Here is a 14704-nt window from a genome sequence, read left to right on the forward strand (position 1 = left end):
AAACCAACTCTTCTAAAATTATTAGCGATTAATATAATACATGTGCTTAACAGTATTAGTTTGAATCTTCACATATTCTACAACTTACACTTTCAATAGCAACAAAATGTAACTAAACTAACAATAATCGTAATAATTATTACTTACCAAACAGATCAGAATGAGTGCCAGTGCGAGTCAAATATAATATAAGTTCATCATCTGCTATTTCGTAAACAAGCAGCCAATCAGGAGTTATATGACATTCTCGGCAACCATCATAATTACCAGCGAGTTTATGATCCTGATATTTTCCAGGAAGACTCACACCAGACGCAAGAATATCAACAACTTCTTCAAGCAAACTAATGTTATATCCACGTTTAATAGCCAGCTTCAAATCTTTTTTAAACATGCGCGACTGCGCAATACGATATTTCTTATAAACGCTCATAGACATTCTCGTGATTATCGCTACAGTCAATCATTGTCAATATCTTGCAAAAGTTCAGCAAATGAACCGTAAGTTTTTTTATTAGTATTAGCCTTAAGCTGTTTTACTTCCTCAATAGCTTCAATAGTATCCGCATTAGGAATATCATATTTAATAACCGATTGCATATATTTAACTAAATTGTTTTTTACATTATCTCCGCGTGATTTAACTACATGCTTATACTGGTTGTAAATATTGCGATCCATAACAAATGAGCATGTAACAGTATCTTGATTAGGCATTTAATATTCCTCCCCAATTAACAACTCAAACAATAAAACCATCGATTTACAAACGACATAATTACTAAGTAGTATTACTAAGTAATTTTACATAGTAATACTACTCAATAACTTAAATTGCATCAACATAAATAATTAACTGTTTTTAATTTTCGTGAAGATGCCTTAAGTCTGCTTCCAATACCACAAGCCCAGAGAACAGCGAGGCAATTGCGGAAGCGAGAATTGTGGTTGCGGTTGAGCCAGTTTTAGGAAGATGCTTAGCAGCGTGCTTAGGTTGTTGTTCAGGTTGCTCTGGCTGCGAAGGAGCTGGAGCTGGTGCAGGTTCCGGCTCTGCTTCAGCAGGCGGCAGAATCGGATCTGGAGAAACAGGGATTTGCAATTCAGGAACTGGAACTGGTTCTTGTTCAGGCTCCGGAGCTGGCAGATTAGATATATACGAACTATGCACAGAAATATTGCCACGCACAGTAGTATTTCCAGTGAACTTAGTACCTTTACCATCTTTCTCAGTAAACCAACCGTTAAAAGTAAAACCAGGCTTCGTAGGATCTTTAGGCATCGACTGATTTTTCAGTTCGTCACCATCAATCGAACTTCCTTTTTGAACTGCCACAGTCGCATACGGCTTACTGTCATCGCCGTCGAAAAATGTTACAGTAGCAATTTTCTTTCGCAATATGAAAGTAACAACTTGCTGAGTAGAAACATTATCAGTTGAATGCACTGCAATATTAACGTTAGCATCAGTTGGAGCGTCAACGATATCTTCTGAGTTTTTTGGTTCAACAACCCACTCATAATTTTCATCATCAATTGCAGCTTTTGGCTTTACAATATAGTTTCCCGGAGCAAGATACACATCGTTGCCAGAAATATACCCAGCTGCCTCACTAAGCAAAGTTGTATTCGAATTCGTTATCATCGTTTGAAGTTCAGCTTTTGTAGGAGCTGTTGGGGTATTAGAAGATGAAGTAAGAGTATCACTTACAAGAGTATTTCCAGAATAAATAGCATACTTCTTACCACTCTCAATATTGTTTTGCAAATCTTTGTATCGCACAACAAGCTGCGTAGGAATCGGCCTAAAAGTCACATAATAATGCTTCGTTGTTACTTGATTATCATCCTTATCTCGAACAATACCGTAATCGTAGTTGCCAAAATTTTCAGTATTATCCTTGGTAAATTTGCCTCCATTAGGAGTATCAATATCGTTACTGTAATACAAATAACCAGGGATGTTAGTGTTTTTAAGCTCTTCCATAGTTGGGCGCTTAATAGAATCTTTCTTGGGATCGCCTTCGTAGCTTAGTAGAGGCGTATACATATTTCTTACAACCTGATTATTACCAAACCTAACTTCGGAAATATTTTTCATGTCAGACAAATCGGATAAATCCAACTTGGTAAACGGTTTAGTAGAGAACCTATCAGTTTCAGCAGAACTACGTTGTGGAAGCTCATCATTCCCTTTAATGTTTGCTGCCTTGCGATATTGCAAATCATCTACAAAGTGAAATTGCGCGCCACATTCAGGTAAAAAGGCGACATATCCAAAAATTCCAGATGAGTCTTCATGATTAAATCCTTCATAGCCAAAAATAGCTTCATGAGTGTTGTCACCCTCCATAACAACATGAATAAACGTTTGGTTCTTTCTCATATATACTGTGATATTTGTCTTATCAGCCAAATTGGATCCAATAAGCTTCCCATTTACCTCGAGCCTGTATGAGATCTTATTGTCGGGAGCTTTATTAAAGTCAAAATCTGCTGATCCATCTGAATTTTTTAGCTCGCGAGATGACCTGTATGGATAAAATTGGCCATCACCTGTATATACACCTTCTTTATCAACACGTGGAACAAATATGAAAATATCAATTCTTCCAAGCCTGCCACTATACGTGTTGATGATTTCATCAACAGTTTTAGTATCGCCTGTTGCTTGACCGTTCTCTACAGAAAACTTCTTACCATAAGACGTATAAAAAATCTTTTGAATAGAGGACAGAGGCCTAACAGATGTTGTTTTATCCTGCAGCTCTTTGACTTCAGCAGGCGTAATAACATTCGGGAACGGATTGATTACATTCTTGTCATTACTAAAATCGTATATGCCATCTTTATTAGGTTTAACTTCGCTTTGCTTATCGACATTAGCAGGCGAATCTGCTGACGCCCTATCATCTTTTGTTGCTTTAACTGATTTTTGTGTACTTACTTCATCGTTTTTTGGTTTACCCGCATCAGTAGGATCATTTCTTTTATCAGCTTTGTTATCGACAGCAGAACCACTATAGTCAGAGGAAGGTGTCAACCTAGTTTCACCGCTAGAAGAATCAGCATTATCAAAGTTAGATTCATGACCTTCAGAATCAGACTTCTGTTTTCTAATAATTTCTTGTGACTGTTTAGAAGCATGTGACTGCGCCAAATCGCGCGACTTTGCAGATATATCATTCTGCACATTTTCTTGTGATTTTACGGACTTTTGTGACTTTGCTAAATCAACAGGGAAAGTACCTCCCCCCCCCCCATTAGAAAAATCAACACTAGTGACATTCTGCTTCACATCTGCTGCAGAATTATTTTCAGCAGCATTCGCAGCCTGAGCAATGCAAAAAGCGCAAGCAGCTGTAGCAATACTCATCATCGTCGTTGACAACACAATTGCAGTTTTTTTATTCATTTTCGCCTCTTTACTAAAAACTCATAAAATTACATAAATTGTACAAACAACCATTAAGCAAAGCTTAAATCCACAAAACTTATAAACACTTTTGATTATACAATAAATAAACATTAAATATAAGTAGACGCACACAATATTTGCTTGAAAGCAGATAATACGATAGCAACGAATTTCCCCCTGATATATAAAACATCAGAGGGAAATTATCAGCATTCGCTCAAAACATTCATAAATGCAATACTAATTTTTGCGTTTAGTTATTCCAGCAAGCAAACTAGAAAAACCAGCGAAAAGGGATATGATTGAAGTCACAAATGTTGAAGTTGCTGAAACACCGGTATCAGGCAAATGCTTAGCAGGAGCCTTAACATTATAATCCTCACCAGCATCAACAGCCTTAAAACGCTGAACAACAGAATACTCTGGATTCTCTGGAACAATCTCAGGAAGAGGAATCCACGAATCATCAGGCGCATCAGAAACATCAGGAACTGGAGTAGGCTCAGGCGCTGGAGTCGGAGATGGTGCAGGTGTAGGAATAGGAGGAGTTGGCTTCTTCTTCAATACAAAAGTAATAAATTGTAGAGAAGCAGTATTTCCAGTTTGAAGTCCAATATTAATATCTGCACTAGTTTTGGTATCCTGCTTATTTGAATCTACAACCCACTCGTACCCTTCAGGCGCTTGAGCTGTAGGTTTTACAGTATAGTTTCCTGGAATCAAATACACAGCACCGTTAGATAAGTAACCAGTAAAACCTTTAAGAAAAGTAGTGTCAGTTGACTTCATCATAGTGACTAAATCGTTTATACTACTGGCAACAATATCACCACTCGCAGCAGCAAATTGATTTCCAATTTGAGTATTCTTAGAATCTAAAAGCTCGTACTTTGCATTTGATTCAAATGTTCCATCAGACTTCTTATATTTGACGACCAACTGCGTAGGAATTGCTCTAAAAGTCACATAGTAGTGCTTTCTAGTAAGACGCTTAACAGGCTTGCCGTCCTTCATTTCGTACGCAAAAGAAAGATAGTGATTACCAGGATCTTCCTTAGTAGCATTATCGTTTGCAAACTCATGATTCTTGTTCTTAGGCTTATCAATGTCATTATCCCAATAAACATAGCCAGGAATTTTTGTGCCAGTAAGCTGAGCTAATGTAGGACGCTTTATATCAGTAGCTTTTGAATCTCCTTCGTACGAAAGAATAGGAGTTTTTAAATCTCCGCCAGTGCTGCGATAATATAAGGATGTATTGGTTTTAGTAACCTTACTGTCTATATCTTGTAATCCTTCAATCTCATAGAATGGCTTTGCAGACATAAGGTTAACTTTACTTTCATTTTTTTGAAGCGAAGTATGATAATCTGAATTTCCTCGCTGTTTTAACTTACCTTTCCCATCTAGACCTTTAGGATTCATAGCTCTATATTGCAAATCATCAACAAAATGGAATTGAGCGTCTGTAGACACTACATATTCAGCTATTAAACTAGTGCGCTTATATCCGCCAGTGGTCATAGATACGCCACCATTCATAAGCACACGTTCGTTAAGCTCATTATCACTCGGACAAGTTAGTTCAAAGTAAAAATAATTATCTGTCGAATTTTTCTTATCAACATTAATAAGAATTCTATTCTTAGAATCGTTTTTAAGCTCATGCCCATTTAGCTTAAAAGTTCCTTGATGAAAAACATATTTCACAGTTGAATCTGATCCGGAATAAACACTACCGTCAGACGCAATAATTCCATTTCGCGACTGATACGCATCAAAAGTATAAAGTTGTATAGGATAAGCTAAATCTGCAAATTTAAAAACTGCATATATTTTGAACGTTCCTTTACCTTTAGGTAAAACTTTAGTGTTACTTATATCAACAGGTTTAGCGTTTTCGCCACTCTCTGTAGAGTCAGGAATAAAGTATTCCTTGCTTATACTAACTTCACCTTTCTTAAACTCATCTTCAATTTCTTTATTAGAAATAAATTCAGGAAAAGGATTAGTTATTTTATTAGGATTTTTTACATAATCGTATGTGATACTGTCATCATCTTCGTCAACTTTCTTATAGTTAGCAGCAGTATCAAATACAGGCGTTTCCTCAGGAGCACTTCTATCTTCATCAACAGATTTAGCATGTTCTGAGGAAGTGCTATCTAAAGCCCCCCCCCCGAGTGTATTAGAAGTTGCGGCAGAAGAATTTACAGACGTATTAGCACCAGAAGAAGCAGCTGACATTTCGGCAGCATTCGCACTTTGCGCCACGCAAAAAGCACACGCAGCAGTAGCAATACCCATCATAGCGCTAGTCAAAATTATATTAGTTCTCTTACTCATTTTTTCCTCTCGCAAAACCAACTCTTCTAAAATTATTAGCGATTAAAACAAATATAATACATGTGCTTAACAGTATTAGTTTGAATCTTCACATATTCTACAACTTACACTTTCAATAGCAATCAAATGTAACCAAACTCACAATAATCTTAATAAATCTTAAACCAAAACCAGCAAACAATCACACAAAAATATTTTCATACTAAACTTTTGCAAGTCCGAATCAATTTCATATGCATAAACGCCATTGCAGATAGCAAAATAATCAAATATGCTGGCAGCAAAGACATAGACACGTTTTGACCAATAAACCCAAAGATTGCAGGCATTAGCATTGATCCAATATATGCGCTAGCCATTTGCACGCCAACAATCGCTTGCGATTTATCAGCTCCAAAATAATGCGGTGTGGAATGAATAATGCATGGATAAATAGGCGCACAACCTAAACCAATAATCACAAATCCTGCAACCAATGCTATATGATTTGGCAATGGCAATAACAATACAATAACGCCTAAAATCATCACTAGTTGCCCAAGACGAATCATGGTTTCATCATTAAAACGCATTGTCAAAAATCCGCTTATAAATCGTCCTGCTGTAATACCAACATAAAATAAACTTGCCCAACCCGCTGCAACAACGCGGCTAACTCCCCCGTGCAAAACCATGTAACTACTAGCCCATAATCCTGCAGTTTGTTCAATAGCGCAGTAGCAGAAAAACATTATAAAAATATTTTTAGCTCCAGGAATGCGCAAAACTTCTGAAAAAGATAGCGTTTTAGAATATTCTTTAGATATCTGAATAGGTTTTAGTAATTTATGCGATTTACGATTATTCCACAATGGCAAACTTGCAAACAATATTACAGTTAATATAACTTGAACAATAGCAATATATTGATACCCTGCAGACCATCCAAATCCGCAAGAAAGCGCAAAACCCATAACGTAAGGCCCAGCTGAAGCTCCAATACCCCACATGCAGTGAAGCCAGCTCATATGACGGCTTTCGTAGTGCAAAGCAACATAGTTGTTAAGAGCAGCGTCTACTCCTCCAGCACCAAGTCCGTACGGAATTGCCAGAAAAATAAGCACAAGGTAATTCGGCGCAAAAGAAAAACCCAACAATGCCAATGCAGTTAGAGCAACAGACACAAACGTAACTTTGCCTGCACCAAAACGCTTAGTTATTCTGTCACTCAATAGAGCAGACACAATAGTTCCTGCAAAAATAACCATTGATATTCCGCCAGCCCAAGAAATTTGCGCGCCAATATCGTGGCTCATAGTCGGCCAAGCAGATCCTAAAATAGCATCTGGCAAACCCAAGCTAATAAATGCTAAATAGATAATTGCAAGAAGAAGGTTAATCATATTCACATATCAATTCATCAAACGAGTTATAAGTTTTTGCATTAGAATTTAGGTAGGATTAAAAAACGCCAGCACTATAACATTTACAAATTGTTTTTCTCACTAGATTCGTGCATCTCATCAAGCAAATCTTGAACCAAATATCCGTCGCTCATACAATGCATATCCGAAATACCATTACGCATCAAATCGTAAGTAACAGAATGGTAAAACACGTCAAGCGCCTGCTCATAACTCAACCCAGCACGCTCAGCCAGAAGACTTACAACCCTAGCATACTTCTTTTGCAACAAAATAGGATTCGCCATCAAAATCCATCACTCCCCTAAAAACTTACTATTTACACACTCGCTTTTTATGTATGTAAGACACAAATCAATAGCTTTCTGACTTCTAAAACATATTTGATTATTAGGCTTTTCATATTTTAGTCTGCCTAAAGCTTCAGACTTAGTAATTAAATCATCAAACAACAATTCAAGTGTGTTATAAACCTTATCGTTTGCCACACCGCCAATTACCACTTCAAAACTACTTGTATCATTTCCAGTACGAGCACTAAGTATGAAATTAAGCCATTCTTCAGAATATGAATCAAACTTAAGAACAGATAATTCACTAAGCACATCATCGTCAAAATTATAAGAAGAAACAAACGCATCATTGCCTTTGCGAATAAATTTCTTCGCCCAATTATCAGCCTGGCTACGTATTGATGTAACGTAGAATCCTGCGCCAAAATCAACATCTTTACGCGAATGCAATACATCTGGAAATTCAACAGGCATAAAAGAACCGTGATAAACAATCATACTTTTACACATTTTTCGCGCATGAAGGAAATAATATCGTTTGTAATATACTCTTTGCCTTGAGTGTGCAAAACGTCATAAGATGGAATAATATAAGACATAAGAATATTACTCTTCTTAGTCAAAGCATCATACGTATCGCGAGGGTTTTGATTAAGCTTCTTAGCAACATTTTCAATACAAAATATTGCAAAATCAAGCTTATCCTTGTCAAAGACTTCCTGCTTATTACCAACCATAAAACCCTCCTTTTTAAGATAAAGTACAATAGAACACTGACTACAAAGTAATAATTCTTAAAACAAGCTTTTAATACATTTTACATCAAAAATTACACATGCAATAAGGCTTCTAACTTGATGCTATAAAACATTAATCAGAAGCCTTATTCCAATATTCTTAATTCTTATACGCGATTATATTCGAGTTTCGCATTTAATGCTTGCGGCGAGACTTGAACATAGACAAACCAAAACCAGCAAACAAAGACTCAAACAAAGACTCAAACAATGGTGCAACACCAACACCAGTATCAGGCAAATGCTTGGCAGCATGCTTAGCTTCAGGCTGCTTTTGCTGTTCCGGCTGCTCAGGCTGAGCAGGAGCTGGCGCTGGCTCAAGTTCCTGCTCAGGCTCAGGAACAGGAACCGGTGTTGGCTCTGGCTCTGGTGGGGTCGGTGGCGTTGGCTTCTTAGTAACAGTTACTGTGGCAGATGCTGTTGCAGTAGCGCCACCATTATCTGTTACACTAAACGTAATCTTATAGGAGCCAACTTTAGTATTATCAAAACCACCGTTATCGGTTAGCTTTACCTTACTGGTTATATCACCATCTTCCGGATCTTTAGCAGACACTATAAGACTATTCAAATCAATCGAATCGCCTTCAGTAATCGTTTTATCTTGCAAAGTAAGCGTTGGAGCAACATTCATAACAGTCGCATTCAAATCATAAATAGCATAAACTGTCATATCGCCTGTTACTGGTGTGGCAGCACTAAATTCCTTGGTTTTATCTTTACCGGTTTCGTCCGTACTCCAACCTCTAAATGTATAACCCGTTTTAGAAGGATTAGCAGGCATAGACTGATCAGTCCACTCATCGCTATTAATAGATTTACCTTCTTGCACTTTTACTTTCGCATACTCACTGCCCTCATTCATAAAAGTAACTGTATGATCAGCTTCTTTTATCCACTTTGGGAACACAACGAATGTGTGGTTTGTAGTGCAATATTGTGTACCTAGTTTACTTCCAAACGTATTTACACCCTTGCTATCTCTAATCACAGCAAATAAATATGGGTAGGTAGTAGTTTGTTCGTTAAATGGTACATAGTCAACAGTTGTGTTATCTATTATCTTTTTATCGTCATCAAACATACGGTCATACGACGTATACGGTTTGCCGTTTTTCTTTTTAGCAACATAGAACTGCCAACCAACAAACTTGTAACCTGCTTTTGTAGGATTAGTTGTCGGGAACTGAATAACATTATCTTTTACACGAAGACGTTCAAAAATATTATCCTTGTTATATGTGAACTTCCAGTTTCCGTCAGATTGATACTCCTTATTAGAGTTTTGAGGCTGCGCGTACGAGAAACACTTAGATGCAACATCCTCATCCTTGGCATACACAATTTCCAAGGCATTAAGACGAAAATATTTGTTTTGCGTTTTATTAGACCCGCTAGCTGGAGTCCATGTAAAGTGGCTAACACTAGGTGTAAATTCATCACCTTCATCTACAGAAACATTATTGTATGTCACATAATACGGGCTTGGAACTGTGCTGTTTACCACTGACACTTCATATGTATGGTTTGAATCATAACTACCCAAGCTTTTGGTTGCACTAGTAGCAGTATCAGGATCATAGGTGCCAGTAGTTGTTGCTACTACCTTGTTATCAGTTGTATCTTTTATCTGAAACTGTATATTCTTAAACGCATCCTTTACGTCTTGTCTAGAAGAATCTAGCGTGGAACCAAAGTCCCAATTCTCAAAATTCAATTGACCAAAATCGCTATCACCCTTAATAAATGCATTTTTATTATCTTTGTTCATGGTTTCCCAGCAAAGACTTACTCTAAGCTCGGTTGTTTGTGTTTGAGGTTTAGGAGTTTGATTAGGACCTGGCTTACCACTAGCAAAAAGCGCTTGATTAAAAATTGTTGGTGAAACTGGAGCTTCCTCACCTTTAGACTTTGAATCAATGTTTGATTCAGTCTTTGTATCAGTATTTACAACAGAATCTGCATTAGATTTAGCAGTAGTCTTAACGCCAGTGTTTACATTAGTCTTTGTATCAAGCTTTGCATCAGACTTTACATCGCTCTTAGCTTCAAGCTTGGATTCAGTCTTTATATCAGACTTCGTATCAATATTTGTACCAGACTTTGGTTTCACATTCTCTTCAGATTTTGCATTACCTTTTTCAGAAGAATCAGAAGACTTTATAACACTCTTATCAAAAGTATCAGTTTTTTGAGAAGAGCTATTTTCAATTGGGGGGGGGGTAGTAACTTTTGCAGTGGAAGTGCCAGAATCCACGTAAGTATCAGCAGCATTCGCAGTCTGCGCAACGCAAAAAGCGCAAGCAGCGGTAGCAATACTCATCATCGTAGTCGATAATAAAATCACAGTTTTCTTGTTCATTTTTCCCTCTTATAAAACAAATTCTAAGAAAATCAATAAATGCAAAATCCCAGACTCACTTCCACTATTGAAGCAAACCTGCATTTGCAATTATATCATAAAATCATTATAACTTAACTAAATGTCATAATGTAATTACAATTCAAAATTTGTCATACACATCATGCAATGCGAAGAAAATTACAAATATTAAGTAACTTAACGCGCAAGTAAAACAAAATCAGGTATCGATTTTGGAGCGATCAAAGTCGTCTGCGTTATCAACAATAAACTGCTTGCGTGGAGGAACGTCATCGCCCATTAGCAAATCGAATACTTCGCTTGCTTGTTGAGCATCTTCCATACGAATCCTTCTTAACATGCGAGTTCTAGGGTCCATAGTTGTGTCTGCAAGCTGATCTGCATCCATCTCACCCAAGCCCTTGTAGCGCTGAATATCGCTGTTAAAATCAATGCCCTTAGCTTGCAAGTCATCAAGCTTTCCAGCCAATTCGTCGTCGGAATACGTGTAAATATACTCGCCTTTGTGCTTTCCAGCGAGAGCAATTCTGTGAAGCGGCGGCACTGCAGCATAAACATGACCGTTCTCAATAAGCGGACGCATATAGCGATAAAACAGCGTAAGAAGCAAAATACGAATGTGCGCGCCATCAACATCAGCATCGGTCATCATAACAATCTTGTTATAACGCGCTTGCGAAATATCAAAACTTGCGCCCGATCCTGCTCCAACAACTTGAATGATTGCAGCGCACTCTTTGTTAGAGAGCATTTGAGCAAGACTTGCTTTTTGAACGTTCAAAATCTTACCGCGTATTGGCAAAAGCGCTTGGAAAGCGGAATTTCGAGCAGCTTTTGCAGTACCAAGTGCAGAATCGCCCTCTACGATGAAAAGTTCTGCAACATCGTCGTTTCCAGGCTGACAATCAGAAAGTTTTGGCGGCATAGAAGCAGACTCAAGCGCATTCTTTCTGCGAGTAACTTCCTTAGTTTTACGCGCTTGAATACGCGCATGCATCTCGGAAACGATTTTCTCTAAAACTCTAGCAGACTGCTCTTTAAATCCTCGCTTGGATCCGCTAATCATTTCCCCAAATTGAGCATCCGTCATTTTTGTAACGATTGGCTTAACTTGAGCAGTCCCAAGAACATCTTTAGTTTGACCCTGGAATTGAGGCTCTGCTATACGAACCGTTACAACAGCAACCATTCCAGCCAGAATATCGTCTCGCTCAATCTTAGTGTTTGAATCTTTAAGATTGACTTTAAGTTTTCTAGCATTGTCTTCAACAGCCTTGCGAATTTGCTTAGTCAATCCTTGCAAGAATCCGTCTACGTGCATGCCTCCGCCAGGAGTTTCAACAACGTTCACAAAGCTAATAATCGTTGAATCGTAGCCATTCACCCATCGCATTGCAATGTCAACACCGCATTTACGTGTTACTTGTTGAGCATGTAAATCCCCTGCAGAATCAACAGCTTGCGTTTCTTCTACATACGTATCTTCGCCAGAAATACGCCAAATATCGGAGATTGCTTGACCTTTTGAAAGAAAGTCAACAAAATCTTTTACTCCGCCATTATGCAAAAATTCAACAACTCTAGGATGATGATTATTTTGCAATTCTCTAGCAGACTCACTATTTGCAACAGATTGTTCGGTGGATTCTTCTGATTCTTCGGATTCTTCGGATTCGCTATCAATTTCGCCATCGGATTCAACTTCCGATTCGCCATCAGATTCAGATTCTTCTGATTCATATTCAGATTGATTTAGCTCATTAGATTCATTATCTACGGTTGCTTGCGATTCATCCTTAAAAGCCAAATCATCTGTTAAATCACTAGTATTAGCATTCGCATCATCACTAGCGCTAACATCAATCTCTTGAATATCGCTAAATTCGCCTTCTGGAACATGCTCATCAATAACAGTAATGCGCAATCCTGGAACCAAAAAACTGGTTTGACGAACTCTGTCAATCAACTGTTCGTAACTAAAGCGAGCTGTTGAATTAAAAATCTCAGGATCCGCCCAATAACGAACTCGAGTACCAGTAGTTTTTGGCGAAACCGTACCAATAATCTCAAGCTCAGTAGGCTTGTTCTTGCGCGTGCGCTTAAAAGGAGAAGCAGGAGACGGATTTGCTGAATCTGCATCGCTATAAACACCAGGATGCCCCTGATGGAAAGCCATATGATGCGTTTTTCCGTCTCTATCTACTTCTACGTCTAATCGCAAGCTCAACGCATTTACAACAGAAGAGCCAACACCATGCAATCCGCCTGCAGCATTGTACGAAGCGTTACCAAACTTTGCTCCAGCGTGAAGCTTAGTTAGAACAACTTCAACGCCAGTAAGCTTTGTTTTTGGCTCCACGTCTACTGGAATACCGCGACCATTATCCGCAACTTCAATAGAACCATCGTTGTGAAGAGTAACAATAATATGATTGCAAGCACCAGCTAAAGCCTCATCAACCGCATTATCAATAATCTCCCAAAGGCAATGCATTAAGCCTTGACTGTCTGTAGTGCCAATATACATACCTGGGCGCTTACGAACAGCATCCAAGCCTTCAAGCACGGTCAAACTATCGGCATCATATTGCTCTTGCTCTTTAAGAGAAGCCACTTTTACTCCTTATACAACAACAATTAAAGCTACTAGAGCGTATCTAATAACAAATCACTGATCTAAGAAGTCACGCAAGGTTTGCGACCTAGAAGGATGACGCAACTTAGACATAGTCTTAGACTCGATTTGACGAATGCGTTCGCGAGTAACGCCATACACGCGACCAATATCGTCCAAAGTCTTAGGCTGTCCATCTTCCAAACCGTAGCGCATTTTAATAACACCAGCTTCTCTAGGAGCCAGAGTTTCCAAAACTTGCCTAAACTGCTCTTGAAGAAGCGAGAATGCTACTGCATCCGAAGGTGCGATTGCATCGGTATCTTCAATCAAATCACCAAACTCAGAATCGCCGTCTTCACCCAAAGGAGTGTGCAAAGAAATAGGCTCACGACCATACTTTTGCACTTCTTGCACCTTTTCTACAGGCATATCAAGCTCGCGTGCAAGCTCATCTGGCGTAGGCTCGCGACCCAAGTCTTGAAGCATTTGACGCTGAACTCTAGAAAGCTTATTAATAACTTCCACCATATGCACTGGAACTCGAATTGTACGAGCCTGATCTGCCATAGCACGCGTAATCGCCTGGCGAATCCACCAAGTTGCGTAGGTTGAGAACTTAAAGCCCTTCTTCCAATCGAACTTTTCTACTGCACGAATTAAACCAAGGTTACCTTCCTGAATTAAATCAAGGAAAAGCATGCCCCTGCCCGTATACCTTTTAGCAAGAGAAACAACAAGTCGTAAGTTTGCTTCTAGAAGATGATCTTTAGCTTTCTTACCATCTGCTGCAGCCCACTTAAGCTCGCGCTTGCGCTTAAACTCCATTTGGTCGATTTGCGTATCGAGCAAATGCTGAGCATATAAGCCAGCTTCGATTCTCTCCGACAAATCAACTTCCTGCTCCGCGTTAAGAAGGCTAACGCGACCAATCTGCTTTAAGTAGTCTTTAACAGGATCTGCCGTAGCTCCAGTAGCGATTACTCGACGCTTTGGGTTGCCAGAAGGCGTAAGATTATCGTCATCGTCGTCATCTCGAACAATAAAAGCGCCTTTTGCTTGAGGAACTTGCGGAGCTTCTGGCTTGTTTTCGTCCGTTTCTTCGCCGTCTTCGTCTTCAGAGATATCGTCTAGATTATTAATGTCGTCATCATCATCCAAGTCGTCTACGTCGTCTACATCAAGATCATCGTGAATTTCATCAAAATCTTCTAAATCCATGTGATCTTCGTCTGGATCCATTGGCGCATCAACATTAACGTCAACATCTTGAGCGTCAACGTTTTCATCAATCTTAAAGTCTTGTTGTTCTTCTTTGCTCGTCTTGGAATCGACACTTGCTTTATTTTCGCTCGCCAAACTTTTCCTCCTGTAGATTCCCCGCTAACACAAAGTAATCAGCCAAAATAGGGTATTTAATTTTGCTATACCCTAAAGGCACTCTACTATACCA

General features: G+C 38.7%; 11 protein-coding genes. All 11 read right to left on the minus strand.

All coding sequences use genetic code 11. The annotated features are described in order from the left end of the window. Positions 1 to 139: 139 nt before the first annotated feature. The gene (locus tag MAF46_RS03035; protein ID WP_004132121.1) at positions 140 to 433 is read right to left on the minus strand and encodes a type II toxin-antitoxin system YafQ family toxin; all 294 of its coding nucleotides are present in this window, start codon (positions 431 to 433) and stop codon (positions 140 to 142) included. Positions 434 to 459: 26 nt separating this feature from the next. Next, positions 460 to 717 (minus strand): hypothetical protein, encoded by a 258-nt coding sequence (locus tag MAF46_RS03040; protein ID WP_004132119.1) that lies wholly within the window; start codon positions 715 to 717, stop codon positions 460 to 462. 145 nt (positions 718 to 862) lie between these two features. Continuing rightward, entirely contained in the window at positions 863 to 3412 is a 2550-nt protein-coding gene (locus MAF46_RS03045; RefSeq protein ID WP_081090761.1) for an InlB B-repeat-containing protein, read from the minus strand. A gap of 243 nt (positions 3413 to 3655) precedes the next feature. Then, complete coding sequence (locus MAF46_RS03050) at positions 3656 to 5761, minus strand: hypothetical protein (protein ID WP_020757906.1); 2106 nt, start codon at positions 5759 to 5761, stop codon at positions 3656 to 3658. Positions 5762 to 5958: 197 nt separating this feature from the next. Further along, positions 5959 to 7143, minus strand: coding sequence for an MFS transporter (locus tag MAF46_RS03055; RefSeq protein WP_018627643.1), 1185 nt, complete (start codon positions 7141 to 7143; stop codon positions 5959 to 5961). A gap of 83 nt (positions 7144 to 7226) precedes the next feature. Further along, the gene (locus MAF46_RS03060) at positions 7227 to 7451 is read right to left on the minus strand and encodes a DUF3791 domain-containing protein (RefSeq protein WP_004132107.1); all 225 of its coding nucleotides are present in this window, start codon (positions 7449 to 7451) and stop codon (positions 7227 to 7229) included. 9 nt (positions 7452 to 7460) lie between these two features. Next, complete coding sequence (locus MAF46_RS03065; protein ID WP_230472040.1) at positions 7461 to 7931, minus strand: DUF3990 domain-containing protein; 471 nt, start codon at positions 7929 to 7931, stop codon at positions 7461 to 7463. A gap of 20 nt (positions 7932 to 7951) precedes the next feature. Next, the gene (locus MAF46_RS03070) at positions 7952 to 8194 is read right to left on the minus strand and encodes a DUF3791 domain-containing protein (protein ID WP_020758557.1); all 243 of its coding nucleotides are present in this window, start codon (positions 8192 to 8194) and stop codon (positions 7952 to 7954) included. 196 nt (positions 8195 to 8390) lie between these two features. After that, a complete protein-coding gene (locus MAF46_RS03075) occupies positions 8391 to 10616 on the minus strand; it encodes an InlB B-repeat-containing protein (protein ID WP_060785460.1) in 2226 nt (741 codons plus the stop codon). 220 nt (positions 10617 to 10836) lie between these two features. Then, on the minus strand, positions 10837 to 13251 hold the full coding sequence (locus tag MAF46_RS03080) for a DNA gyrase/topoisomerase IV subunit B (protein WP_060785461.1): 2415 nt from the start codon (positions 13249 to 13251) through the stop codon (positions 10837 to 10839). 54 nt (positions 13252 to 13305) lie between these two features. Beyond that, positions 13306 to 14610 (minus strand): RNA polymerase sigma factor, encoded by a 1305-nt coding sequence (locus MAF46_RS03085; protein ID WP_081090751.1) that lies wholly within the window; start codon positions 14608 to 14610, stop codon positions 13306 to 13308. Positions 14611 to 14704: the final 94 nt, after the last annotated feature.

The organism is Gardnerella pickettii, assembly GCF_029226345.1.
Taxonomy (GTDB): domain Bacteria; phylum Actinomycetota; class Actinomycetes; order Actinomycetales; family Bifidobacteriaceae; genus Bifidobacterium; species Bifidobacterium piotii.

What these genes read in the sequence shown, in the direction of transcription:
- MAF46_RS03035 (WP_004132121.1), bottom strand. Translation starts at nt 433, where the DNA reads ATGAGCGTTTATAAGAAATATCGTATTGCGCAGTCGCGCATGTTTAAA.
- MAF46_RS03040 (WP_004132119.1), bottom strand. Translation starts at nt 717, where the DNA reads ATGCCTAATCAAGATACTGTTACATGCTCATTTGTTATGGATCGCAAT.
- MAF46_RS03045 (WP_081090761.1), bottom strand. Translation starts at nt 3,412, where the DNA reads ATGAATAAAAAAACTGCAATTGTGTTGTCAACGACGATGATGAGTATT.
- MAF46_RS03050 (WP_020757906.1), bottom strand. Translation starts at nt 5,761, where the DNA reads ATGAGTAAGAGAACTAATATAATTTTGACTAGCGCTATGATGGGTATT.
- MAF46_RS03055 (WP_018627643.1), bottom strand. Translation starts at nt 7,143, where the DNA reads ATGATTAACCTTCTTCTTGCAATTATCTATTTAGCATTTATTAGCTTG.
- MAF46_RS03060 (WP_004132107.1), bottom strand. Translation starts at nt 7,451, where the DNA reads ATGGCGAATCCTATTTTGTTGCAAAAGAAGTATGCTAGGGTTGTAAGT.
- MAF46_RS03065 (WP_230472040.1), bottom strand. Translation starts at nt 7,931, where the DNA reads ATGCCTGTTGAATTTCCAGATGTATTGCATTCGCGTAAAGATGTTGAT.
- MAF46_RS03070 (WP_020758557.1), bottom strand. Translation starts at nt 8,194, where the DNA reads ATGGTTGGTAATAAGCAGGAAGTCTTTGACAAGGATAAGCTTGATTTT.
- MAF46_RS03075 (WP_060785460.1), bottom strand. Translation starts at nt 10,616, where the DNA reads ATGAACAAGAAAACTGTGATTTTATTATCGACTACGATGATGAGTATT.